The sequence below is a fragment of the Methanothermococcus jasoni genome (genome assembly GCF_049075655.1).
Taxonomy (GTDB): Archaea; AGJL01; Methanococci; order Methanococcales; family Methanococcaceae; genus Methanofervidicoccus.
Genome location: NZ_CP157522.1, coordinates 1,417,598 through 1,443,590, shown reverse-complemented (window position 1 = coordinate 1,443,590; position 25,993 = coordinate 1,417,598). Strand labels below are relative to the sequence as shown.

The window sequence follows — 25,993 nt, the reverse complement described above, 5'->3', positions numbered from 1 at the left end:
AATGTTTGAATACTTTGAAACTATGGCAGATATGGGCGTTATTGCCAGAGGAAAAACACTTGAAGAGGCATTTGAGGAATCTGCAAAAGCACTATCTAATCTAATGGTAAATATAGGTACTGTTGAAAAAAGAATTAAAAGGGAAATTGAAATCAGTTCAGAGGATTTATACAGTTTGCTTTATGATTTTTTAACGGAGCTCCTAATAATCTTGGACAGCGAGTATTTAATATTCTCAGATTTTGATATTAAAATACATAAAAAAAACAGAACGGAAAATGAAAATGAAGAAGAATATATTTTAAAATGCGTAGCTTACGGCGAAGAACTGGATAAAGAAAAGCACGAACCTAAGGAAGAGGTAAAGGCAATTACATACCATAAAATGGAAATTAAAAAGGAAAATGATGAGTATGTTATAAAGTATATTGTTGATTTATAATAATTATACTTATGATATTATTATACCTTGGTGAGCTCATGTATATCAATCACCCACTTATAAAACCAAACACCATGGAATCACGATTATATCAGCAAATAATTGTGGCAAATGCTTTAAAAAAGAACACTCTATGTGTTTTGGGGACTGGACTTGGAAAAACTGCGGTTGCTACTCTAACAATTGCGGGAATGCTTTCAAAAAAGGATGGGAAGGTTTTAATTGTTGCTCCGTCTCGTCCATTGGTGGAACAGCATTACAACAGTTTAAAAACTTTTTTAAATATTGATGAGGATAAAATAATAATTTTAACTGGAAAAATAGCACCAACAAAGAGGAAAAAGCTTTGGGAAGAAGGAAAGATATTTATTGCCACTCCGCAGATTGTGGAAAACGATATTGTAGCAAATAGAATTAATACCGATGATTTTGTGCTTCTTATTGCAGATGAGGCACACCATACAACTGGAAACCATTCCTATACATTTGTAGCATCGGTATTCAGAAATAAGGCACATGTTCTTGGATTAACTGCTTCCCCCGGGTCAAATATTGATAAGATACTTGAAATATGCGAAAATTTGGGAATCGAGCATGTGGAAATAAGAACCTACGATGATGCAGATGTAAGGGAGTATATAAAAACTGTTAAACTTAGACCTGTAAAAGTGGAGCTCCCAAAGGAATATGGGGAATGTATTAATTTACTTAAAAATGCCTTTAAAGAAAGGTTGAAAGTGCTGAGAGATAATAAAATAATTTACTCTATGAATGTAAATAAATCGGAGCTCCTAATGCTTCAAAAGAAAATTATGACAATTCCCGATAGTTCAAAGTATGAGCTCATAAAAATAGCTTCCGAGGCTATAAAACTGGATTATGCCATTGAGACATTGGAATGTCAAGGGAAGGAGGCATTTTTAAACTACTATGAAAGATTGGGAAGTCAAAATACAAAATCTGCAAAGGCTATTGTAAGGGATGCCAAGGTTTTAAAGGCAGTGTATAAGCTAAGGACTTCCGAAATTGAGCATCCAAAGATGGAAAAACTCATTGAGATTGTAAATAATATTTTAAATAAAAATAATGAAAGCGGAAATAAAGAAAAAATAATTATATTTGCACAGTATAGGGATACGGTTGATAAAATTGTAAATGTTCTTAATTCAAAGGGAATAAATGCAATACCATTTGTTGGGCAGTCGAATAAGGATGGAAAAGGGATGTCTCAAAAGAAACAGGTTGAGGCAGTTGAAAAATTCAAAAATGACGACAATATAAATGTTTTAGTATCCACCAGCGTATCTGAGGAAGGTATTGACATTATGAGCGTAAATTATGTAATATTCTACGAGCCTGTGCCTTCTGAGGTAAGGTTTATACAGAGAAGGGGTAGAGCTTCGAGAGGTGAAGGTGGAGAGTGCATTATTCTAATTACAAAGGATAGCAGGGATGAAGGATATTATTGGTCTGCGATAAATAAGGAAAGAAAAATGAAGCGTCTTTTAAAGGATATGCAAAGAATATTAAATGAAAAACTTGAAGAACGGAACAGGGATAAATACATTATTGAGGATAAAAATACACTTGATTATCTTTTAAATAAAGAAAATGGGGAAGATAAAAAAGAGAAAAAAGAAAAAGAAGATAATATAATTAAGGAAGAAATTAAAGGAGATGAAGAAAAAGAAGAAAAAATTAAATGTGAAGGGGATAAAAAAGAAGATTTAAAAAATACGGAATTTGAAATTAAAAATACAAATGCTCAAAAACCTATAAAAATAGTGGTGGATAACAGAGAAAAAATTGTAAGTAGGTATTTATTCGATAAAGCAGAGCTGGAATTCAAAAATCTTGAAAATGGGGACTATATACTAAGCGATAGGGTAATTGTAGAACGAAAAACCGCAGAGGATTTTGAGAGCTCTATAATAGATAAAAGATTATTCAAACAATTGAAGGATTTGAAAAAATATGAAAGACCTATTTTAATCATAGAAGGGGACAATTATTTCCGATTATCTGAAAAAATAGTAAATGGTGCGGTAATTTCCATAATGCTCGATTTTAATATTCCAGTAATGTTTTCAAAGGATGCAGAGGAGACAGCAAATATATTGGTAAAAATGGCTGAAAGGGAGCAATTAAGGACTAAACGAACAATAGCCATAAGAACAGGAAAAAAACCGATGTCTTTAAAAGAAAGGCAGAGATTTATAGTTGAGAGTTTCCCAGATGTAGGAGCTCTGACTGCTGAAAATTTACTTATGAAATTTGGCACTATTGAAAACATTGTGAATGCTTCTGAGGATGAGCTCATGGAAGTAGAGGGAGTAGGAAAAATAACAGCGAAAAAGATAAAAGCAGTTCTTACAGAAAAGTATGAGAAATAAAATAAAAAGAAGGGTGAAATAATGGGGAGGTTATTTTACTATTTAAAACGGTGTAATTTAGATAAATATGCAGATTTCACAATCCGAATAATGACCTTTATTAGTGGATTGTGGATAATATCTGCGTCATCATACAATTATTGGCTATTTACTTTATTTCTTATAGTTTTTTTATTTGGACTGTCGTATGTAATTAGTAAATCAATTATTGAAAAAATATTTAAAAAAGAACTCCATAAAATCCATGAAGGGAAATTTTTAAAGGAAAAATGGGTATTTTATCCATTAAAATTTTATATATTAAGATTTTTTCTATTAATTGGCATGGGTATAATTATGGGGTCTGTCCAATGTGAGCGTTGGTGAGTAAATGCTCACATTGAACTTGGGCGTCATCAATCTCAACTCTCCTCTGGGTTCATCGGAGAGTAAATCATCGACCTTCACCCCAGTCACGGGAACCCCAACTCCGCCTAATAATTTGATAATTTTGGTTGTTTTAATGTGTTTAAAAGAGGTTTAGGAAAGTCTTGGGGTTGATTAGATTGACACTATAAACTATGCATGAAAATACTATATAAACATTTCGAAAACTAAATGCCCCTATACACTTACAAATACTCACAAAAAACTAAACAGTTTTAAACGGCATTTTTCCTTCAATTAAATAAATATATAACTATTCCAACGTGCGTGTATATTCTTTTGATATATGGAATATTTTTGTTCATCATTATTGAATTAATTCCAACAAAATTGAGATTTTACCAAAATGGTATCAAGATAGATGGCACTTTTCACCCCTACGAGCGAGTTAAAATTATAAAAAAGGGAAATAAAAAAATAGTAGAAATAAATAATATCCCAATGTATGTGTTGTTTGATAAATATAAGGATGTTGATTATGTTCTTGGATTGAACGGTCTAAAAAATATATTAACTGAAAGAGGCGATAATCATGATTTGCATTCCAGTAATTGATAAAAATGTGGATGATGCTTTAAAAAGTGCAGAAAATGCCTTAAAAGTTGCCGATATTGTGGAATTTAGAGTTGATATGCTTGAAAGCGTAGATAAAGAGGACATAGCAAAAATGGCAAAATATCCGTCAATTATCACAATAAGGGCAGATTGGGAAGGAGGAGAATATACCGGAGATAACGACAAAAGGATGGAATTATATAAAACGGCAATTGAAAATAATGTAAAATTCATAGATATTGAATTAAAAGAAGAAAAAAATAAGGAACTTGTTGAATTTAGAAACAGCATAAACTCAGAAACTAAAATTATCGTATCGTATCACGATTTTGAAAAAACACCAGATTATGGTGAGCTCCTACAAATCGTTAAAAGAGAACTTGAAATAGGAGATATTGCAAAGTTTGCCACAATGGCGAAATCAAAAAAGGATGTTTTGAATATTTTAAGGATTGTAAATGAGTTTGAAGGCAAAATAATAGGTATAGGTATGGGTGAAGAGGGCAAATTAACAAGAATTTTAGGGGTTGATTTTGGTAGCATTTTAACATTCTCATCTATGGAAGGTAGGAGCTCGGCACCTGGGCAAGTTGATGTTGTTAAGTTGAAGAAAATATGGGAGCTCTTGAAATAAATATTTTAGGCGATATTATGGATGACGATTATTATAATGAAATTGAACTAATATTAAGACAAATATTACAGCCGATAGAAAAAATATCTTTTTCCACATTCATAAGAGTAATTAGCGGATACAAGGTAATACCTTTGGATTTATCAGCCAATAAAGATAAAAAACTTGTTGATGATTTAATAAAAGCATCTAATGAAGTAATCAAAGATATAAGAAATACAAAGGGTATAAAAACAAAAGATGGGGAAACTCCAAAACGAGTAAATGAAGTGGGAAATCATATAGAACCTTATGTTAAAAAAGCACTATCCAAATATGGATATGCAACTACTCCAAAGACTAAAAACGGAAAACATAAATCAACAGGTTATCCAGATATTGAATTTTGGTATGGTGGAAAATCTGAAAATGAGGGTAGGGTCGTTTATATTGAAATAAAAACATACAATGAGAAAAATGTAAATTCATCACAGAGAACATTTTATGCATCACCACCTAATGATAAAGATGGATTTAAAATAATCCATGATGCACCACATATTGTAATATCCTTTAAAATTGAAAAAATAAACAATAACTACTATGCAACAGGTTTTAAAATCGTAGATTTATATAAATTGACAGGTTCTATAAAAAGAGAATTTAATGCTTCTAATAAAGAGTTATATGATGAGGAATTAGTGATATGCAGTAAAAATTATAAATTTGACTGTATGTAATTATCAAGAGATGCAGTAATGCATGTATTGGTCCCAGTATCTGATTTAATAGTCTTTTTAGCATTCTTTTTAATTATTTCATCTAATCTTTTTTTAGCAATATCGCAGTAATAATCATCAATTTCAAAACCAATAAAATTAACTCCCAATTTAGCACATGCAATAGCAGTGTTTCCCAATCCCATAAATGGGTCTAACACTAATTTAGTTTTTTCGACACCGTGTAATTTTATACACATTTCAGCCAGTTTTGATGGAAAAGTTGCAGGATGTGGTCTTTCTTTGTTTTTTGATTGTATTGTCTCATAAGGAATAAACCATGTATTTCCCCTATCTCTTAAATCATTTTTTCTATTGAATCTTTTTATATTGCTTTTGTCTTGGTATGGAACTCCAATTGCTAATTTATTTAATTTTACATTTCCAGTTTTTGTAAAGTGAAATATATACTCGTGCATGTTGCTTAAATATCTATCGCTATTTACTGGTTTATAGTGTCCAACGGCAATATCTCCAATTATATTTGGGTAATTTCCCACATCTTCTTTTTGAATTGCTATTGATTTTATCCAGTGGATTACATTTTGAAGTTTAAAATATTTTCTTAACCTAAATGCAACTTCCCAAGCTATGTATGGATTACTGCATGTATATCCCATATTTAAGAAAAATGAGCCATCTTTTTTTAATATTCTATTTAATTCTTTTCCAATCTCTTCAATCCACACCAAATATTCATCATTCGATTTATTATCATTGTATTTGTTATAATTTATTCCAATATTATATGGCGGGGATGTGATTATTATATCAACTTCATTATCATCCATTAATTTCATGCCTTCCAAACAATCCATGCAATATATTTTATTAAATTCCATGAGCTCACCTAATTATACTTTGATAAAATAATTTAAATAATTATCCTAAAAATTAAATCTTCTCCTTTTTTCAATCTTTCTACAATTTTATAGTTCAATTCCTTTGCACTTTTATCTGCGTTTATCATTAAAGTTCTCGGGCAGATGAAATTACTTTTTCTTATTACAATATCGGTTGGATGGTTTAAAATTAAATCCTTATGTCCTTTTCCAATTATGGTATCTTTCAAATCTCCAACAACAATTTCTATAATAATTTTACCAGAATTTCTGATTCTTTCTCTAAGTTCTTCTGAAAAATCAGCCATGGATTTATCGGCGTTTATTCCAATAATACAATCTCCCGTTGGTGTTAAATAATCTTCTTTTGTAATTTCCAATGTTGTTTTGTGGGTGGATTTGACATTTGGGTGCCCCGTCGCATGAATTGTAATTATGTAATCTTCCATAATTTCACCATAATTTTATAAGTGTGTAATAGATATAGTAAATGATATAATTTATTACTATTTTAATCATCTTTTAATTGATATATTATATTTTAATTTTACATGTTGGTGATACGATGAAGGAAAACATGGTGAAGGTTAAGGAAAATGTATGGGAGCTCCCAAAGGAGTATAAAAAGGAAATGAAAGTTCCAGGTAGAGTTTATTTAAATGATGAGCTCTTTGAAAACATGGAAGATGATGTTCTTGAACAAGTATCGAATGTTGCATGTCTTCCAGGTATTCAAAAGTATTCCTTAGCAATGCCCGACGCTCACTATGGATATGGGTTCTGTATCGGCGGAGTGGCGGCATTTGACGAAAAAACGGGAGTAATAAGCCCTGGGGGCGTGGGATTTGATATATCATGTCTCACACCAAACTCAAAAATATTGACAGAAGATAAATACTTTATAAAATTGGAGGACTTAAAAGAAAAACTAGATTTATGCCTAAAAGTTTATAATATAGAAGAAAGTAAAGAAAAGCATTCAAATGTATTATTTGTTTCTGAAAGAGATGCAGAAGAAGATATAATAAAGATAAAAACAGAATTTGGAAGAGTTTTGGAAGGTAGTGCAGACCATCCAGTTTTAACACCAAACGGCTATGTTCCAATGGGCATGTTAGAAGAAGGACATGATATTATAGTTTATCCTTTTGAAGGTGTGGAGTATGGAGAGCCATCTGATGATATAATATTGGATGAAAAGGATTTTGCAGAATATGATGCTCAAATAGTAAAATATTTAAAAGAAAGGGGTTTATTGCCATTAAAAATGAATCATAAACAAATAGGAGCAATAGCACGATTGTTGGGTTTTGCTCTTGGTGATGGAAGTATTGTTCAAGAAAATGGAGATAGAAAAAGGTTATATGTTGCATATTATGGAAAGAAAGAAACATTAATTAAGATTAAGGAAGATTTAGAAAAATTAGGCGTAAAAAGTTCAAAAATATATTCAAGAAATAGAGATATTAAAATAAAAAATGCGTGGGGTAGCGAATATATAAGCTCATGTGAAGACAACTATATAAAAATAGCATCAAAAGCATTTGCATTGTTTATGCATAAATTAGGAATGCCAATTGGTAAAAAAATAAATCAAATTCCAAAAGTTCCAGACTGGATAAAGGAATCTCCAAAATGGGTAAAAGCAAATTTCTTAGCAGGATTGTTTGGAGCAGATGGAAGTAAGCCAATATCAAGGACTAAAAACGATAAATACGCCATAAGCCCAATATCTTTAACAATCTCAAAGACAAATGATATTGAAAATGAACTTATAAACTATTTAGATGAATTAGTATATATGTTAAAAGAATTTGATATAAATGCAAAAATCTACAAAGTTAAAGAGTATGATGAGAAAATTATGTATAGGTTATATATGAGCTCAGACAATAAGGAGCTCTATAATTTTCTATCTAAAATTGGTTATGTATATTGCAATGATGAGAAAATTTTAATAATTACAGAATATTTAAGGAGAAAATTGATTATATGGGAAAATATAGACAAAGAAGGAATTTCAAAAGTGGAGCAAAATAAAACATTCGCAAATAATTTTGAAACATTAGAAGAGTTTATTAAAAAATACGGAGTTAAAGGAGGATTCATAATTGATAAAATAAAAGAAATTGAAAAAATACCATACAATTCAAAACTATATGATGTTGGAATAGCAAGCAAAGAACACAACTTCATAGCAAATGGAATTGTAGTTCATAACTGCGGAGTAAGATTATTAAAAACCAATCTTACAAAAGAAGATGTGCAACCAAAAATAAAGGAACTCGTACATAAACTATTTAAAAATATTCCATCAGGTCTTGGAAGTAAAGGAAAGATAAGAATTACAAAAAATGAAATAGATGATGTCCTTGAAGAAGGGGTAAAATGGGCAATAGATAACAACTACGGATGGGATGAAGATACAAAATATATTGAAGAAAATGGATGTATGAAGGAGGCAGACGCTTCATTTGTTTCAGATAATGCTAAGAAAAGAGGGCTTCCGCAGTTAGGTTCATTAGGTAGTGGGAACCACTTTTTAGAAATCCAGTATGTAGATGAAGTGTTTGACGAAGAAGCTGCAAAAGTGTATGGAATTGAAAAAAATCAAGTAGTAATTATGATTCACACAGGTTCCAGAGGGTTGGGGCATCAAATATGTTCCGATTATCTTAGATATATGGAAAAGGCGGCTAGAAAATACAATATAAAATTACCAGATAGGCAGTTGGCATGTGCTCCAATCAACTCCGAGGAGGGTATCAGATACTTCAAGGCAATGAACTGTGGTGCAAACTACGCATGGACAAACAGGCAGCTTATCACACATTGGGTAAGGGAAAGCTTTGAAGAGGTATTTAAAACACCAGCAGAAGACCTTGAAATGAATATACTGTATGATGTAGCACATAACATAGCAAAGAGGGAGAAACATAAAATAGACGGTAAGTTAAAAAATGTGATGGTGCATAGGAAAGGGGCAACTAGGGCATTTGGACCAGGTTGTGAGGATATACCAGAAGAATATAGAAAAATAGGACAGCCGGTAATTATTCCGGGAGATATGGGAACAGCTTCCTATCTAATGCACGGGACAACAACCGCCATGGAAGAAACCTTTGGCTCTACGGCTCATGGTGCTGGGAGAGCTCTCAGTAGGGCAAAGGCATTGAAGTTGTATGACTCAAATAATATTAAGGCTGAGCTCGAAAGAAAGGGAATATATATCATGGCAGATTCAAAAGGGGTAATCGCTGAGGAATGCTCCGAAGCATATAAAAGCATTGAATTAGTGGCGGATGTTGCCCATAACTCAGGAATATCTTTAAAAGTCAGTAGAATGAAGCCAATGGGTGTTGTTAAAGGATAATTTATATACAATATATTTTTTTATTTTATTTTTTATTATTTTTTTATTATCTACATTTTTAAGGAGGTTTATTATGAAACTCAAATTAAGCGTCCCACAATGGCATTACAGCATGCTTCTTGACAGAGATAGGGTGGCAGTTTTTAAAGAGGCGATTGAAAAAACTGTTAAAACTGGCGATGTAGTTTATGACTTGGGAACAGGTAGCGGAATATTGGCAATGATTGCATCTCGAATTACAAAAAATGTTTATGCCGTAGAGCTCGACCCAATCACTTATGAGTATGCAAAGGAAAATATAAAAATCAATAACTTTGAAAACATAAATTTAATAGAAGCTGATGCATCGGAGTATAATTTTAAAGAACCTGCTGATGTAATTATTGCTGAGATGCTGGACACCGCACTTATTACAGAACCACAAGTCCCAGTTTTGAACTCAATTCTCAAAAAAGGACTACTTAAAGAAGGGGGAAAAATCGTCCCTGAGAGAGCTCACAATACTGCCCAGATAGTCATAGCTAAAATGGGTCATATATATTATGATGAGGAAGTGATTTCAGAGCCAATCTCAGAGGAAATACATTATAGCACAGTTGATTTTTATAAAATAAATGATGAAGAAGTATCGTATAATTTGAAATTTAACATAAATGAGGATATAAAAAATATAGAAAATATATCACTTGGAGTTAGATTAAACTCATATACAGAATTAAACGAAAAGATAATTGCAGGAAGCACACCAATGTTAAATCCACCGTTAATAATCCCAATAGAAAATCCAGTAATTAAGAATGGAGTATTAAATATTGAATTGTCCTATAAAATGGGCGGTGATTTGGAAAGCATTAAGGTAAAATGCTTATAGGTGATAGTATTAAAGTTTACCCAAATCAAAGATTTGTGAATTTTCCAAGGAAAATTGCAATACTTTGCCATAAAAAAACACCGGAAAACATGATGATTTATGAAAAATTAAAAAATAAATATGATGTATCTTTTTTAGATACTTTAAAAGTTGTTTCTGGATTAAAAAATAATGATTTTGATTATGATTTAATCATTTCACGAGTTGAAAGGGATTATTTATTAGAAGGAATTTATGCATTGAAATATATTGAAAGCATTGCCAATGAAAATAATAAAAATGATATAAAAATAATCAACTCATCGGAATGTATAGAAACCTGTCAAAATAAATATTTAACTTATGTTAAATTAAAGGAGCTCATGCCAAAATCATTCTTAACCTACACCGATGATTTTGAAGATATAAAAAACACATTAAAAAATAACGATTTTGATTTTCCCATTGTTGTAAAGCCAATATATGGCGGTTATGGAAATAGTGTTTTAAAGATAAATAGCTTGGATGAATTAAAAAACATTTTTGAGATATTGAAATTCAATAAGAAGGAGGTATTTATTCAGAAATATATTCCATATAAGCATGATATAAGGGTTTTTGTTATTGGTAATAAAATCATATGTGCTATGGAGAGGATTCCAAAGGATGATTGGAGGGCAAATTATTCACTTGGTGCAGATATCAAAAGATTTGATTTAAATGAAGATGTTGAAGATATTGTTTTAAAATCTGTAAAAAAAGTCAATGCCGATATTGTTGGTGTAGATGTGCTAATTGACAAAAATGACAATCCATATATTTTAGAAATGAATATTACACCGCAGTTTAGAGGTGTTATGAATTTTGCAGATATTCCAGAAGAGATTTTAAAATATATTAAAAATTATATATAATATATTAAAGAATTCTCTCAATCGGAACTACAAGTACATCCTTAGCACCGAGCTCCTCCAATTTAGCAACAACATGGAACACTTCCTTTTCATCAATTACCACATGTATTGCCACCATGTCATCATTTGATAAAACTTCTGAAATTGTAGGTCCGCTCATTCCAGGGATGATATTTTTTATTTCATTTACTTTGTCCTTTGGAGCATTCATCATAATCAATCTTTTTGTTTGGGCATAAAGAACGCTTTTTATCCCTGAAACTATTTGATTTATCTTTGCCTGTTTTTCTGGATTTTTTATGCTCTCCTTATTTGCTATTAATCTTGTTGTAGATGAAACTATCGTTTCTATTGGTTTTAATCTATTCAATTTCAATGTTGTTCCCGTGGAGGTTAAATCACTTATTAGGTCTGCAACACCAATGAACGGTGCAATTTCTGTTGCCCCGCTGAGCTCTATAATTTCAAGGTTAAGATTTTTGCTTTTTAAGTATTTCTCTGTAAGGTGTGGGAACTCTGTTGCTATTTTCATTCCATCCTTTATGTCATCGATAGAGTTTATATTTGAATCTTCTGGTGCTGCAATAACCAAATTTGCCTTTCCAAATTCAAAATCAAGTAAAAACTCAACTTTATTCTCCACGCCCCTCTCAAGTATTAAATCGTATCCTGTAATACCAACATCTGCCACACCATCTGCAACAAACTCGGGAATATCCTTTGCCCTGGCAAACATTACATTTATATCTTTATCAACTGTTTTAGCAAATAAACTCCTTCCTTGGACTGTCATTTTTAATCCTGCTTTCTCTAAAATTTTATTGATAGGTTCTGAAATCCTTCCTTTATTTGGTAATGCAAGTAAAATCAAAATATCACCTTAAAATCATCATATGTATTTAAATAATTTTATTAATAAATATATAATTCTTATCATTGGTCATTATATCTTTATAACTATTTAATATTTAATATATAATATCTATTTAAAAGATAAAAACCAAAATATAGTTTAAACAATTAATAATTAAATATTCCTAACATAAAAATATGAAAAATACAGAGGGGGATACCATGGAAAAATTAACACTTGAAGAAGGAACTTTTGCAGTAAAATTTGCACGAACTGTTATTGAAAGTTATTTAACCGGTGAAGATACCATATTAGTTGATTTTCCTGAAAAATTCAATGAACCAAGAGGTGTTTTTGTATCACTTCATACATACCCTGAACATAATTTAAGAGGATGTATTGGAATACCTGAACCTGTAATGCCGTTAATAGATGCATTGAAAGAGGCTTCAATAAGTGCAGCAGTTAATGACCCGAGATTCCCAGCCGTAAATCTTGATGAATTAGATGAAATCGTTATCGAAGTTAGTATTTTGACAATTCCAAAATTAGTGGAGGTGGAAGACCCTGCTGAATATTTGGAAAAAATAAAAATTGGAAGAGATGGGTTGGTTATAGAGTGTGAGACATGTAGAGGATTGTTGTTGCCACAAGTTCCAGTTGAATTTGATTGGGATGTTGCCCAATATTTATCCAATCTATGTTTAAAAGCAGGATTACCTCCAAATACTTGGTTGGAGCGCAAAGTAAATATATACTCATTTCAAGCACAGGTTTTTGAAGAAGTAATGCCAAATTCCCAGGTTGTAGAAAAAATCATGTATGGCAGTTGTTAATAATTTATATGTGGAATATAATGACAGATGTAGTTGGACACTTTGCTTATATGCAGAGCTCTATACGATATAATATAATCTATGCTACAATTAATATAATAAATGAAATTTAAATAATAATAACAAACTGGAGCATTGGGATTTTTATGATAACAAACATCTTTAAGGACGATGAGGGCATCCAGAGATATAAATATATTCTAAAAAAGATTACAGAAAGGATTAGAAATCACGAAGGACTAATAAGGGTAATTACGCATCACGACACAGATGGACTAACCTCAGGAGCAATAGTCATAAAAATGCTTTACAGATTAAATAAGGAGTTTCATCTTTCTATTGTAGAATATCTATCAAAAGAAGTTATCGACAGACTTGGCGAGGAACATGATAATAAAAACGATATATTATACATTTTTTGTGACATGGGAAGCGGACAGATAAAAGACATATTAAACAACAAATTCAATGCCATTATTTTAGACCACCACCCTCCAGCAATAGATGATTTGGAAATTGAAGGGATTTATCAATTAAATTCACATATCTTTGGTATCAATGGAGCTAAGGAAATCTCTGCAAGTGGAGTGTGCTATTTGGTTGCACGAGAATTTGGATTTTATGATTTGAGTATTTTGGCAATTACTGGGGCAATTGGTGATATGCAACATAGGCCCTTCTCTGGAATGAACAAATATATAATAAATGAAGCTCGGGAATACCGATATATAACAGGTATTTTAAAGGATATAGTTTATAACTGCTATGATTTGCCTGTTTGGAAATCCATGTTATATTCCACTCAGCCCTATATTCGGGAGCTCAACGACAAAAATAAAATAATTAATTTTTTGAAAAAATTAGACATAGACCCAAATAAAACAAGTTTTAATGAAGAAGATAGGCAAAAGCTGGAAATTGCACTTATGGCATATGTGGAAAAGGACGATATTATCGTTGATAGGTATGTTATAAAACATAAAATCAATGACGCATTTTACCTATCGGAGCTCCTAAATGCATGCGGTAGAAAAGATAAGGGTTCAGTAGGTATAGGCGTGGCTCTTGAAGATGATGAATGTATAAAAATTGCAAAAGAAACCTACATTGAATATAAAGAAGAAATTATTATCCAGTTAAAAGATACTAAAATAAACTCGCTAAATAATATAGAATATTTCTTTGGAAAAAAAAGCATGACTGGACTTATAGCATCATTACTTGTGAAGGATAAGCCAGTTTTAGGTATTTACGAAGAGGGAGAATATTATAAAATATCATCGAGAGGTAATGAAACTCTTGTAAATGAGGGTCTGAATCTCTCCGAGGTTATGAAAATTGCAGTTGAATTTGGAGGAGATGGTGGAGGGCACAATGTAGCATCTGGTGCCAGAGTTCCAAAAATTCACATAGAGGAATTTTTAAAAAAGGTAGATGATGCCGTTGGAAAACAGCTTAAAAATAATATGTAATTTATATATAATTTGAATTAATAATATAAAATTAAGTTATACGAAAAAATTAATTTAATACCATTAAACATTATAAAAATATAAATGTAATAATATAAATGAGGTAATATACAATAATATATTAATATATATTCAATAATAAATAAACTAGATACGGGTGGTATATTGCGAGTTTTTGAAATCAAAAGGAAAACAGGCGAGACTGATATAAACTTAAAGATAAATATAGACGGCACAGGAAAATACGAAATAAACACAAAAATTCCTTTTTTTGACCATGTGCTTTCATCCTTTGCAAAGCACGGTTCATTTGATTTGTATCTGGATGCAGTTGGAGATTTGGAAGTAGATGACCATCATACAGTTGAGGATGTTGGTATATGTTTGGGGATGGCATTGGATAAAATTGAAAAGAAAAATATAAAGAGATTTGGATGGGCTATTGTTCCAATGGATGAAGCGAGAGCTATGGTTTCAATTGATTTAGGCGGAAGACCATATGTTGTTGGAGATTATACTCCAAAAAGGGACAAGGTTGGAGACCTTTCAACTGAAAATGTAGTTCATTTTTTTGAATCAGTAGCAAACAATGGAAATATGAATATACATTTTGAGGTCATTGGAGAGAACGAACACCATAAAATAGAGGCACTTTTTAAAGCGTTTGGAATTGCTCTCGATAATGCAACCCAAATTGACGAAAGAAAGGGAATTGTGAGCACCAAGGGAGTTATTTAAAATAAGAGGGATATTATGAATATTTTATGTATAGACATTGGAAAGGGAACTCAGGATATATTATATTTCAACACCGAAAAAAACAAAAACAATATAGAAAATGCCGTAAAGCTTATACTTCCATCACCAACAAGCATAATTGCCAATAAAATAAGAAATATGAATGAAGATTTAAGAATAGATGGAAAAATAATGGGCGGAGGTCCAGTAAATAAAGCAATTGATGACCATATTCAAAAAGGATTTAAGGTTGAAATCTCCAAAAATGCGGCAAAAACCATTAGGGATGATTTGGAGGAAGTGGCTAAAAGGGGAATAATTTTAAAGGATGAAATAGACAATCCAAATGTAATATTTGGAGATTTGGATTTTGATATGCTTAAAAATATTTTTAATACTTTTGGAGAAGAATTCAAACCTGATTTTGTGTGTGTTGCCTGCCAAGACCACGGTTTTGTGAAGGGGCAAAGTGACAGAATTACAAGATTTAAATACTTTGAGGAACTACTGAAAAAAACTGCAAATCCGTATGAATTTATATTGAAGTATAACGACTGTAATGCATTTTCAAGATTCAACAGCATATTGGAAATGTTAAATGAAAATAACTACAATGGATTTGTAATGGATAGTAAGGTAGCATCCATATGTGGAATACTGGACTATGCAAATGAAAACGGCATAAATGAGTTTGTAGGTCTTGACATTGGGAATGGCCATACATTGGGAGTTTCTATAAAAGACGGCGAAATAAAGGGAATATTTGAACACCACACGAGATTATTAACTCCTGAAAAATTAAAAAAGATTGTTAATAAACTTTCAAATGGACTTTTAACAAATGAAGAAATATTCAACGATAGGGGGCATGGTGCCACAGTTGTTGATAAAATAAATCCTGAGGATATATTAATTGCAGGACCAAATAGAAGTTTGTTTAAAGAATATGGAAAATATGCCTATCCCGGTGGAGATGTGATGATTACTGGATGCGTGGGTCTTTTAAAGGCATTTGAGTATAATTTCAATGAAGAATGATAATAAAATAAAAATAAATAATTGAAGAATAGATAATAAATAGAATTAATTCAGGTCGAAATAATGGAAATTGAAAATGTAAATGATTTAGAAAAAAAACTTATTCCAAAAGGAAATGTTTCAGTAATCGGATGTGGAAGATTAGGAATTCGCGTTGTAATGGATTTACTTGAAGTTCATAGAGGCGGAGCTCAGAAAATATATTTATTCGATAATGCAAAAATTGATAAAAATGACATAATCCACAGGAAGTTTGGCGGAGAAATCGGAGAATACAAGGTTAAATTTGCAGAGAGGTTTTTCAGCGATAAAGTTGTTGGAATTACTGAAAACATAACATTAGATAATCTTGATTTGATTAAAGGAGATGTTGCTATTATATGTATTGCAGGTGGCGATACAGCCCCCATAAGAAATGGGATAATAGAATACTGTGCAAAGAACGGTATAAAAACCATAGGAACTAATGGAGTTTTTGGAATTGACGAAAAAGTTAAGGTTTCCGATGCAAAATATGCAAATGGACCAGTTCAGTATATGAATATCAAAGAAGAAGGGCATATCGTTGTTGGAACTGGGAGATTTATAAGAGATGGCGAACCTATAACACCATATACTCTTGATGAGATATCCAAAAAAATGGTAATTGAATGTTTAAAAGTTTTAAATAAAATATAATACTATAAATATATATTGAGTTTTTATTTTTATAATATTATATTAAATTAATATTATAGTAAATTATTTTAATTAAATTTTACAATAATATAAACCATAATTAAATACCAAAAAATAGGAGATATTATGGAGATAGTAGAAAGAATAAATAAGTTAAAAAAAGAGAAAAATGCGATAATATTGGCACATAATTACCAGCCAGAAGAAATTCAAAGGATAGCTGATTTCATAGGAGATTCATTGGAATTATGTATAAAAGCAAAGGAAACTGATGCAGATATTATTTTGTTCTGCGGCGTAGATTTTATGGCAGAAACTGCAAAAATACTTAATAAAGACAAAAAAGTTTTGATGCCTGAAATAAAGGATACAGAATGCCCTATGGCTCATCAGCTTCCACCTGAAGTAATAGAAAATGCTAAAAAGGGGCATCCTGATGCGAAAGTTGTTATATATGTAAATACCCTTGCTTCGGCAAAGGCACTTGCAGATGCAACCTGCACATCAGCAAATGCAGATAAGATTGTAAATTCATTTGAAGAAAACGAGATATTATTTGGACCAGACCAAAATCTTGGATATTATGTGAGCAAAAAAACCGATAAAAAAATAATCGGTATGCCTGAGGATGGGCACTGCTATGTTCATAAGAAATTCACCGCTGATGATGTGATTAATATTAAAAAACAATACCCTAATGCTGATGTTTTAGTGCATCCTGAATGTAATCCAGAGGTTCAAGATTTGGCAGATTATGTTCTTAGCACAGGGGGAATACTTAGACATGTCCTGAGCTCCGATAAGGAAGAGTTCATTATTGGAACAGAATGTGACATGATAACAAGGTTAAAAATTGAACTTGAAAAAGTTGGAAAAACAAAAAAATTGATACCACTTAGAAAGGATGCCATCTGTGACCCTATGAAACAGATGACCCTTGAAAAAGTTGAAAAATGTTTAATTGAAGAAAAATATGAAATTACCTTGGATGATGAAGTAATAGAAAAAGCGAAAAAAGCTATTGAATACATGTTAAATGTTAAGTGAATTACTCCTCCCTTATGGGAGGGGCTTCGTAAGGTATGTCATCGAGTTATACAACTCTCACCCTTACAGGACTATTCACGAGCCCATTACTGAGTATCCCTTTAACAAGGGAATCCCCAGCTATCTTTCGTAGTATATTAATAGCACCATTAACATCAGCATTGATTAATTTGCCAATTGATGATTGAAATAATCCTCTTTTAATTCTATTACCTAAATATTTTTTATGTTTTTTAATTGGTTCTAATGCCAATGCATCACATTTTGAAGTGTAAGCCTCATCAACTTCAATATAATCAATACCAAATAATTTACATTTTGATTGCAATTTTTGTTTGAATAATCCATAAGGAATTAAAACAAAATTCCTATTGTTATTCTTACCAAGATTTATGTTTTGTTTTATTTCCTTCAATTCACCAATTACTACCCTACCAATATTATTTTTGATACAATATTTAATAATATAATTTACTGATTGGTTCATAAAATTGTTTATTACATTTTTTCTTTTATTCAGTAAGTAAGTCATTTTTTTACCAAACTTAATTCCTTGTTTATCATAGATTGATTGCAACTCTGCTTTTCTTTTATTCCACCAGCAGTTGAATGATTTAATATCTCGACCTTCAATAATGAAGGGAGTCCTACTGGTGGTTGAGAAACAAGTAGCAAAATTATCCAATCCTAAATCAATTGATAAGTAATTATTTTTATCTAATTTCAAATCAATTGATTCAACTTCATAAACATACTCAATCTCAAACCATAAACCATTATATTTTGGGATTATTCTTACTTCTTTAATTTTCTTTCCAATAATGTTTTTAGGAAGTTGGAATTCTAAATATTGAATTCCACATTCTTTCTTGAAGTTTCTACCTAATGATAATCTTATTTTATTATTAATGATTTTGAACATATTTTTTGGAAATATTATCACGAAATAACCATTTTTTGGTAAGTAATAAGGCATTTTTATTGGTCTGTTGTAATTTCCTTTTTGTCTTTCTTGTATTAATCTGAAGAATGATTTGAAACTTCTATCTACTATTTTCATTGTTTGTTGTGCCACTTGTGATGGCAATAATTTATAATTTTCATTTTCTTTTATGTGATGATATGCACTTTCATAATTTAGAAATTGATTATTTAATTCAAAATACTGTCTAACTGTGTATAATGTGTAATTATATAGATTTTTTGATAATCTCGTTAATATTTTTAATATTTTGTATGTTTTTTTATCACCTCGTAAGTGATTTTTTTGAGTAAGATACATTATATCACCAATTATATTATATATATAATATTATAGATTATGATATTTGTATTTTTCTGTCGGCTCTCATCCCCGCCCTTATCTTCGAGCGTAGCGAGGAGATTAAACAAAAATCTAGCGATTTTTGTAGCTCACCTCACTTCGTTCGGTGATTTTAAAAACCGTAGGTTTTTAAGACGGAAGGGGTCTTTCCGCCGACATTAGATAAAAAAAATTTTTTTCTAAAATAACCATACAAAAATTACATACAAAAATATATATACTAGATTAATATATTATAATATACCTTCAATAAACCGACCTACATGGAGCTCATGGGTGACCTTGCAATGATAGCGGGTTCGAAATTGAAGGTATATTTTTTTAAAATGGATTTTTGGGCGAGTCGTGTGATAGGGAGAGCTCCCTTAGGATGAGCACGATACAGCAAAAATCCTATATCACTCCCAACATGGGTTAGCCATCGGACATGGCGTCTGCCAAGGATGAAGATATGGTGTTAATGTTGGGAGATATTTTAAAATTATAAAATAGTGCAATTTACGATAAACCGCCGAGAAAGCCAACGATTTTAATCGTTATACAAAACATAGTTTTGTAAAATCTCTTACGAGATTGGATGAGAGGCGGACATTATATCGGCTAGTAAGTAGTAAAATATAAATATGTGAAGATTAGTAGTAAGTAACGCTACCAGTCCAAGTATCTATGGGTAGGGTTATCGAAAACTCTACCGCTGGTAGTGTTTGGAAGTTCAAAAGGTAGCCCTGAATCTCCTAAACGGGGATAGGGGTAGTGGGTTTGGCCACCCGTGTAGGGTTAAACCCTACTAAAATTAGACGAAATCACTTCATGATTTCGTTGCTCGCTTACTACCGTAAGCGAGAACCCAACGAGTTCACTCGTTGGAGTAGGTCAGACTCTTTTTATCATATTATTATATCTTATCTTATGGTGAATTTTATTTTATATTATTTCCGTCTCTTTTAATATTGTCTCTGCCTTATCTTTTGATATTCCCTTTCTTAATATGGTGTATCGATTTCTAATATTATGTGCTATTGTCAAAGCCTCTATTAAAATATCGTCATCAAAACCGAGCTCCTTCCCAGTGGTTGGGGCATTTATCTTTTTAAGGGATAATTTTATATGTTCCATATCTTCTTTATTTAAATTTCCTTCATTGTAGTGCATATATGATGAAATAATTGTTCCTACACCGCATTGCTCTCCGTGGAGGCTATTTACTTTTAAATCATATTTTGTTTTTAAATAATCAAGTGCATGGGAGAAAAGATGCTCACTTCCAGAGGCTGGTCTTGTAGAACCTGCTATTGCTATTGTAATTCCGCTTCCAATAAGTGCCTTAACAAGTTTTTTTGAATATTCATGAATATCGGGCTCATTTAACACATAATCTATTAATTCCTTGGCTATTGTTTTTGAGAATATTGCCGAGCTCTCGCTGTATTCTTCACCAACTTCTTTATGGGCAAGATTCCAATCTAATACCGCAGTAATATTTGAAACAACATCCCCCAATCCAGCATTTAAAAGTCTTTTAGGGGATTTTTTTATGGTGGTTATATCTGCAATTATAGCGATTGGAGATTCTGCCATAATTGAAGGCTGTTTTAGTGATATAATTGGTGATGCTATACCATCATTTGATGCCGTGGTAGGTATAGATATAAAAGGCTTTTTTGAATGATGTGCTATATATTTTCCAATATCTATGGACTTTCCACCACCAACACCAATTATAGAATCGTAATCCTTTGTAAGTTTTTTAATAGATGGTATATCATCTAAATCGACATCCGAGTAATACATATAATCAAAATCGGGAGTATATTTTTTGGTTTTTTTACCTGCAATTACAAGAGGATTTTTTAAATTAAGTTTTGAAAGTATATCATATAATATCTCAATTCCATTCTCTTCAATAACTATGTATCTCGGTATGATTATCATTTTTTCACATTATGTTTTATTATTTATTACTATTTATCTTTTTTATCTTTTTATTTATTATTTTATTATTTTTTATTTTACTATAATTGCATCAATAGGGCAGTAATTGGCACAAACTCCACACTCTGTGCATTTCTCTTCATCAACAATAGCTCTCCCATATGTAGTAATCGCTTCAAATGGGCAGAAGGGAACACATTCGCCACATCCAACACATTTATCTAACACAATCATATTTTCACGATTTCACTTTTTATATTTAAAAGAATTATATTTATTATGTATTAGAATAAATATATTAAAAATTATATTATATATTTGTCATATGGTATTTTATAATAAATAAATATTTTATCTAAAATAATATTAATAATCTTATCTACTATTTTAAGGGGAAATATATGGATTTTGAAAAATACGATGTAATTATAGTAGGTGGAGGTCCTGCTGGATGCATTACAGGGGAACATATAAAACATCATAAAGTTTTGATTATTGAAGAACATCAGGCAATAGGAGCTCCGTTGCAGTGTGCAGGATTGATAAGTAAAAAAGGTGTGAAGGAGCTCGGCAATCCCAAAGGTTGTGTAAATAAAGTGAGGGGAGCCTATATTCATTCAAAAAATAACACTATAAAAATTGGAAATGAAGAAATTAGGGCATATGTATTTGAAAGGAAAGTAATGGATAAAGATATAGCTACAAGGGCATCAAAAAAAGCTGATTTTTTATTAAAGGCATATGGTAGATTAATAAATGATAATTTAAATAAAAAAAAGAATTTATTAAGTTTCGACAGGTTGAATTTTTTGAAAAACTCGGAAGATTTAAAATACGGCATATCTATCAATCATCTTGGGGAGAGCTACGAACTTCATCCAGAGATTATAATCGGCGCAGATGGTGCAAGGTCAGGCATTGGAAAATCCGCAGGTCTTTCGATGAAGAGGGAGGTATTGTCCGGAGCTCAGATAGAAATGGTTAATGTGGATATTGATGATGACTTTGTTCATGTCTTTTTTGATAGAACTTTTTGTAAGGATTTCTTTATATGGATAATTCCCATGGGAAAGGATAGAGTAAGAGTTGGACTCTGTGATAGCTCAAACTCATACAATAAACTTTTAAATTTTATAAACGAACATCCGATAGCTTCCAAAATATTAAAAAATGCAGTTCCCGTAGAATTTTCAGTTGGGACACTTCCAATGGGCTACCTAAAAACTACTGTAAAAAACAATCTAATGCTTGTGGGTGATGCCGCAGGGCAGGTTAAACCTTTAAGTGGCGGGGGGTTGTATTATGGAGCAAAATGTGCCAAAATCTGTGGAAAAATTGTAGATGAATATTTAACAAATGGTTATGATTTAAATTATTTAAAAAATTATGAGCTCCTTTGGAAAAAAAATATTGGAAGTGAAATTGATTTTGGACTGAAATTTAGAAGCATAATAAAAAAAATGGATGATAAAAAAATTGATAAACTTTTAGAATTTATCATAAAAAATAATTTTACAGAATATATAAACGAAAAAGGAGACATGGATAATCCTTCAACCATTTTAAAAGATTTATTTAAAAAATTCTTTAAGGGAGGATAATATGAGGAATTATGCACTAATCGGGTTAATAATATGCCTGTGTTTTTCTGGGTGCATAAGTCCCTATGACAACTTGGGGGCGGGAGAATATAATGGTTACAATATTGATGCCAACAATAACAACGAATATAATTATGCCAAAGACAATAATATTGCTAATACAATCAACGACGCCAATGACAGCTATAAAACATCAAATTCCAATAAATATTATATCAGACACTATGAATGGAAATATAAAGGGAATTTATGGACATGGGATTTGAAAATTCCTAAGGAGCTCTACAACTATTATAAAAATAAACCTCACAACAGGGAAGAAAACTATGCCCAATATGCACTATCAGATTACGATAAGCCATATTTAGACTCGATAATTCAAAAATTCAAAGAGGTTTCTGCTGAAAAAGGATACTCTGACTATGACACTGTAATGTTTGTGGTATCCTTTGTTCAATCACTGAAATATACTTCGGACAGCACAACCACAGGATACGATGAATATCCTCGTTATCCAATAGAAACTCTCGTAGATGATGGTGGGGATTGTGAAGATACTGCAATACTTACAGCATCATTATTAAAAGAGATGGGATATGATGTGGTATTAATAGAGCTCCCAAATCATATGGCAGTAGGCATCAAAGGAGGAGATGGAATATACGGAAGCTACTACGAATATAACGGCAATAGATACTATTATTTAGAAACAACCGATACTGGCTGGAATATTGGAGAGATACCTGATGAGTATAAAAACACAAATGCAATAATTCGCCCAATGATTCAAATTCCTAAGATGGAGCTCTCATTCTCTGCAAATTATATAAGTTATGATGCCTCCTATATCTACTACAAAGTGCATTGCGATATTGAAAATATTGGTTCAGGGACTGCTAAAAATCCTAAATTGTATATATGTGCATTGGCATTAAGTAAGGGGGATGGTTATGTATGGAAACCTGACCATGTTATTGAATTGGATGATTATGTTGAAGGAGCTCGGGGTTCTGCGGAGGCGGTTGTAAAAATCCCTCGTGGTGAAACTTCTCAAATAAAATGTGTGCTTTATGGAGATAATTTTGAGACTGTTGAAGTGTCTTCCGAAGTATTTAACACTTAATTTATAGTAATGCTAAACATTTGGTTATAACTCATTATTGTAGAAATATACTAATAAATCCATTACAGTGTTATGCATATCGAGGGATTTGGAAAATCTGATTCCTCTCCTGACTAATCTCACAGTTGTATCCGAGCGATAGCGAAGGATAGCAATGAAATCACGAAGTGATTTCATCCAATTCCTTTAAGCTTATATTTTTTTATATTCTTTGACCCACTTTATTATTGTAGGAACATTTTGATATTGATGAAATTAAGGATACTAACAACATACTCAACGAAGAAATCACAACAAACAATGAAGGAGATATATCAACTATAACCCTAAAATAGAAATTCCAGAAATTGAACTTATTGAAACTTTTGACCGTAATGAAATTGCTTTTAAGGAAGATAATGCCTACGGCATATCCCACAAAGGAAATAGAGAAAATAACGAAGATAACATTCTAATTAGAAAAATAAATAATACTTACATATTGGGGTCTGTCCAATGTGAGCGTTGGTGAGTAAATGCCCACATTGGACTTGGGCGTCATCAACCTTATATCCCTCTGGGTTCATTGGGAGCATGTCATCGGTCTCCTCCCCTGTCGTGGGGACCCCAGCTCCACCCATCAATTCGACAATTTGTTGGATGTTTTAACATGTTTAAAAGAGGTTTAGGAAAGTCTTGGGGTTGATTAGATTGACACTATAAACTATGCATGAAAATACTATATAAACATTTCGAAAACTAAATGCTCCCATACACTCACAAATACTCACAAAAAACTAAACAGTTTTAAACGGCAGTTGCATATGGTGTTGGAGGGCATAATTCGGGAGAAGTTACATTAGAAATGGCAATAGGTACTCTAAATAACATTATAACGGAAAAATACAATGAAAATTATCAATTGAAGAGATAAAAGAATTTTAAAAGAGGCATGGATGAATTTAAAGTAGATGATTACGAATGGGATTTAACTAATGGTGATATATTACTGATGAACTCCGATGGTTTGGCATGATTATGTTAGTAGGGAGGATATTCTAAAAACTGTGGAAAATAACGATAATTCAAAAGGATATTCTGACCTACTCCCACGACTGAAGTCGTGGGGTTCTTTTAGCAGGGTTTAACCCTACAAGGGTGGCCAAGCCCACTACCCCTACCCATTAATGGGTTCAGGGCTACCTTTTGAATCTCCAAACACTACCAGCGATAGAGTTTTCACTAACCCTACCCATTAGAACTTGGACTGGCAGCATTACTTACTATGGGAATTCACATATTTATATTTTACTATTTACGATTATATAATGTGCGCCTTTCATCCAACGACTAAAGTCGTTGGCTTTCTCGGCGGTTTATCGTAAATAAATTATTTAATACATTAATGAGTAAGGGCAGGGGCTTGGCCACTATTGTAAGGTTAAACTCCACAAATGAACCCAACGAATTTATTCGTTGGAGTGGGTCAGACTACATAATTTCTCAAAATTCCTATATTTTCAATTTCTGCCTCAACAATATCTCCATTATTTAATTTTCCGACACCTGGAGGAGTTCCCGTTGAAATTACATCATCGGGATATAATGTCATAATGGAGGATATGAATTCTATCAATTCTTCAACGGTAAAAATCATATTTTTTGTGTTAGACTTTTGTTTTATTTCCCCATTCACTTTTAACTGAATGTTTAGATTATGTGAATCGATGTTTTTAACTATTTTTGGACCTATTGGGCAGAATGTGTCAAATGATTTTGCCCTAGTCCATTGTCCATCCTTTTCTTGAAGGTCTCTTGCTGTTATGTCGTTTAGTATGGTGTATCCCTTAATGTAATTTAGTGCATCTTCTTTTTTTACATTTTTACATTTTTTACCAATTACCACTGCGAGCTCTACCTCATAATCCACCCTATTTGATTGTTTCGGCATAATTATTTTATCGTTGTTATATATTATTGAAGATGTTGGTTTTAGGAATATAATTGGCTCTTCTGGAATTTCCATATTCAATTCTTTCGCATGGTCTATATAATTTAAACCTACGCAGATTATCTTTGTTGGATTTATATTCAATGTCATAGTATCACAAATTTAACTTTAATTTTTTATTAAATATTTTCTTTTATCTTTTTAAATTGCATGCCAAAATAATTATTAAAATTA

25 protein-coding genes are annotated in these 25,993 nt (G+C 31.6%); 16 read left to right on the top strand and 9 right to left on the bottom strand.

The window, feature by feature from the left end:
• The first annotated feature begins 1 nt into the window (after position 1).
• Together Mjas_RS07600 and Mjas_RS07595 are read left to right on the top strand one after the other, a co-directional pair.
• On the top strand, positions 2–442 hold the full coding sequence (locus Mjas_RS07600; RefSeq protein WP_421077563.1) for an archease: 441 nt from the start codon (positions 2–4) through the stop codon (positions 440–442).
• 38 nt (positions 443–480) lie between these two features.
• Positions 481–2,835, top strand: coding sequence for a DEAD/DEAH box helicase (locus Mjas_RS07595; RefSeq protein WP_421077562.1), 2,355 nt, complete (start codon positions 481–483; stop codon positions 2,833–2,835).
• Positions 2,836–3,150: 315 nt separating this feature from the next.
• On the opposite strand, the gene Mjas_RS07590 is transcribed toward Mjas_RS07595, so the two are convergent.
• On the bottom strand, positions 3,151–3,291 hold the full coding sequence (locus tag Mjas_RS07590; protein WP_421077561.1) for a hypothetical protein: 141 nt from the start codon (positions 3,289–3,291) through the stop codon (positions 3,151–3,153).
• Positions 3,292–3,558: 267 nt separating this feature from the next.
• Between Mjas_RS07590 and Mjas_RS07585 the strand changes: the two genes are divergently transcribed.
• The 3 genes from Mjas_RS07585 to Mjas_RS07575 are packed head-to-tail and all read left to right on the top strand — an operon-like array spanning position 3,559 to position 5,169.
• Positions 3,559–3,816: a hypothetical protein gene (locus tag Mjas_RS07585; protein WP_421077560.1), complete on the top strand. Its 258-nt coding sequence runs from the start codon at positions 3,559–3,561 to the stop codon at positions 3,814–3,816.
• Positions 3,794–4,450, top strand: a complete 657-nt coding sequence (gene aroD, locus Mjas_RS07580; protein ID WP_421077559.1) for a type I 3-dehydroquinate dehydratase — start codon at positions 3,794–3,796, stop codon at positions 4,448–4,450. Before Mjas_RS07585 ends, aroD begins: the two co-directional genes overlap by 23 nt.
• Before the next feature lie 17 nt (positions 4,451–4,467).
• Entirely contained in the window at positions 4,468–5,169 is a 702-nt protein-coding gene (locus tag Mjas_RS07575; RefSeq protein WP_421077558.1) for a restriction endonuclease, read from the top strand.
• Here Mjas_RS07575 and Mjas_RS07570 read toward each other — a convergent pair.
• Both Mjas_RS07570 and Mjas_RS07565 read right to left on the bottom strand, forming a co-directional pair.
• Entirely contained in the window at positions 5,148–6,050 is a 903-nt protein-coding gene (locus tag Mjas_RS07570) for a DNA-methyltransferase (RefSeq protein WP_421077557.1), read from the bottom strand. The genes Mjas_RS07575 and Mjas_RS07570 overlap by 22 nt on opposite strands.
• Positions 6,051–6,082: 32 nt before the next feature.
• Positions 6,083–6,499 (bottom strand): DUF371 domain-containing protein, encoded by a 417-nt coding sequence (locus Mjas_RS07565; protein WP_421077556.1) that lies wholly within the window; start codon positions 6,497–6,499, stop codon positions 6,083–6,085.
• A 116-nt stretch (positions 6,500–6,615) separates the two neighbouring features.
• Between Mjas_RS07565 and Mjas_RS07560 the strand changes: the two genes are divergently transcribed.
• The 3 genes from Mjas_RS07560 (at position 6,616) to Mjas_RS07550 (ending at position 11,187) form a co-directional block, all read left to right on the top strand.
• Positions 6,616–9,423, top strand: coding sequence for an RtcB family protein (locus Mjas_RS07560; RefSeq protein ID WP_421077555.1), 2,808 nt, complete (start codon positions 6,616–6,618; stop codon positions 9,421–9,423).
• Between the two features lie 73 nt (positions 9,424–9,496).
• Entirely contained in the window at positions 9,497–10,294 is a 798-nt protein-coding gene (locus tag Mjas_RS07555) for a 50S ribosomal protein L11 methyltransferase (protein ID WP_421077554.1), read from the top strand.
• Positions 10,285–11,187, top strand: a complete 903-nt coding sequence (locus Mjas_RS07550; protein ID WP_421077553.1) for an ATP-grasp domain-containing protein — start codon at positions 10,285–10,287, stop codon at positions 11,185–11,187. Before Mjas_RS07555 ends, Mjas_RS07550 begins: the two co-directional genes overlap by 10 nt.
• A 4-nt stretch (positions 11,188–11,191) precedes the next feature.
• On the opposite strand, the gene hisG is transcribed toward Mjas_RS07550, so the two are convergent.
• Positions 11,192–12,058, bottom strand: a complete 867-nt coding sequence (hisG, locus tag Mjas_RS07545; protein ID WP_421077552.1) for an ATP phosphoribosyltransferase — start codon at positions 12,056–12,058, stop codon at positions 11,192–11,194.
• Between the two features lie 203 nt (positions 12,059–12,261).
• On the opposite strand from hisG, the gene Mjas_RS07540 reads away from it, so the two are divergent.
• From Mjas_RS07540 to nadA, 6 genes are all read left to right on the top strand, one after another.
• Positions 12,262–12,876 carry a TIGR00296 family protein gene (locus tag Mjas_RS07540; protein WP_421077551.1) on the top strand — a complete coding sequence of 205 codons (615 nt, stop codon included), beginning with the start codon at positions 12,262–12,264 and terminating at the stop codon, positions 12,874–12,876.
• A gap of 146 nt (positions 12,877–13,022) precedes the next feature.
• Entirely contained in the window at positions 13,023–14,348 is a 1,326-nt protein-coding gene (locus Mjas_RS07535; protein WP_421077550.1) for a DHH family phosphoesterase, read from the top strand.
• 165 nt (positions 14,349–14,513) lie between these two features.
• Positions 14,514–15,086, top strand: a complete 573-nt coding sequence (gene hisB, locus Mjas_RS07530; RefSeq protein ID WP_421077549.1) for an imidazoleglycerol-phosphate dehydratase HisB — start codon at positions 14,514–14,516, stop codon at positions 15,084–15,086.
• A 15-nt stretch (positions 15,087–15,101) separates the two neighbouring features.
• Positions 15,102–16,124 carry a DUF1786 domain-containing protein gene (locus Mjas_RS07525; protein WP_421077548.1) on the top strand — a complete coding sequence of 341 codons (1,023 nt, stop codon included), beginning with the start codon at positions 15,102–15,104 and terminating at the stop codon, positions 16,122–16,124.
• A gap of 63 nt (positions 16,125–16,187) precedes the next feature.
• Entirely contained in the window at positions 16,188–16,802 is a 615-nt protein-coding gene (locus Mjas_RS07520; RefSeq protein ID WP_421077547.1) for a ThiF family adenylyltransferase, read from the top strand.
• A 126-nt stretch (positions 16,803–16,928) separates the two neighbouring features.
• Positions 16,929–17,849: a quinolinate synthase NadA gene (gene nadA / locus Mjas_RS07515; protein WP_421077546.1), complete on the top strand. Its 921-nt coding sequence runs from the start codon at positions 16,929–16,931 to the stop codon at positions 17,847–17,849.
• A gap of 46 nt (positions 17,850–17,895) precedes the next feature.
• Here the strand turns inward: nadA and Mjas_RS07510 are convergent, their stop codons facing one another.
• From Mjas_RS07510 to Mjas_RS07500, 3 genes are all read right to left on the bottom strand, one after another.
• Complete coding sequence (locus Mjas_RS07510; RefSeq protein WP_421077545.1) at positions 17,896–19,131, bottom strand: RNA-guided endonuclease InsQ/TnpB family protein; 1,236 nt, start codon at positions 19,129–19,131, stop codon at positions 17,896–17,898.
• Between the two features lie 966 nt (positions 19,132–20,097).
• Entirely contained in the window at positions 20,098–21,105 is a 1,008-nt protein-coding gene (locus Mjas_RS07505) for an iron-containing alcohol dehydrogenase (protein WP_421077544.1), read from the bottom strand.
• 72 nt (positions 21,106–21,177) lie between these two features.
• Complete coding sequence (locus tag Mjas_RS07500; RefSeq protein WP_421077543.1) at positions 21,178–21,339, bottom strand: 4Fe-4S binding protein; 162 nt, start codon at positions 21,337–21,339, stop codon at positions 21,178–21,180.
• A 167-nt stretch (positions 21,340–21,506) separates the two neighbouring features.
• Between Mjas_RS07500 and Mjas_RS07495 the strand changes: the two genes are divergently transcribed.
• Both Mjas_RS07495 and Mjas_RS07490 read left to right on the top strand, forming a co-directional pair.
• On the top strand, positions 21,507–22,706 hold the full coding sequence (locus tag Mjas_RS07495; protein WP_421077542.1) for a geranylgeranyl reductase family protein: 1,200 nt from the start codon (positions 21,507–21,509) through the stop codon (positions 22,704–22,706).
• Position 22,707: 1 nt separating this feature from the next.
• Positions 22,708–23,829, top strand: coding sequence for a hypothetical protein (locus Mjas_RS07490; RefSeq protein WP_421077541.1), 1,122 nt, complete (start codon positions 22,708–22,710; stop codon positions 23,827–23,829).
• Between the two features lie 455 nt (positions 23,830–24,284).
• Here Mjas_RS07490 and Mjas_RS07485 read toward each other — a convergent pair whose 3' ends face one another.
• On the bottom strand, positions 24,285–24,449 hold the full coding sequence (locus Mjas_RS07485) for a hypothetical protein (RefSeq protein ID WP_421077540.1): 165 nt from the start codon (positions 24,447–24,449) through the stop codon (positions 24,285–24,287).
• 845 nt (positions 24,450–25,294) lie between these two features.
• Positions 25,295–25,909, bottom strand: coding sequence for a fumarylacetoacetate hydrolase family protein (locus Mjas_RS07480; RefSeq protein ID WP_421077539.1), 615 nt, complete (start codon positions 25,907–25,909; stop codon positions 25,295–25,297).
• Positions 25,910–25,993 lie beyond the last annotated feature (84 nt).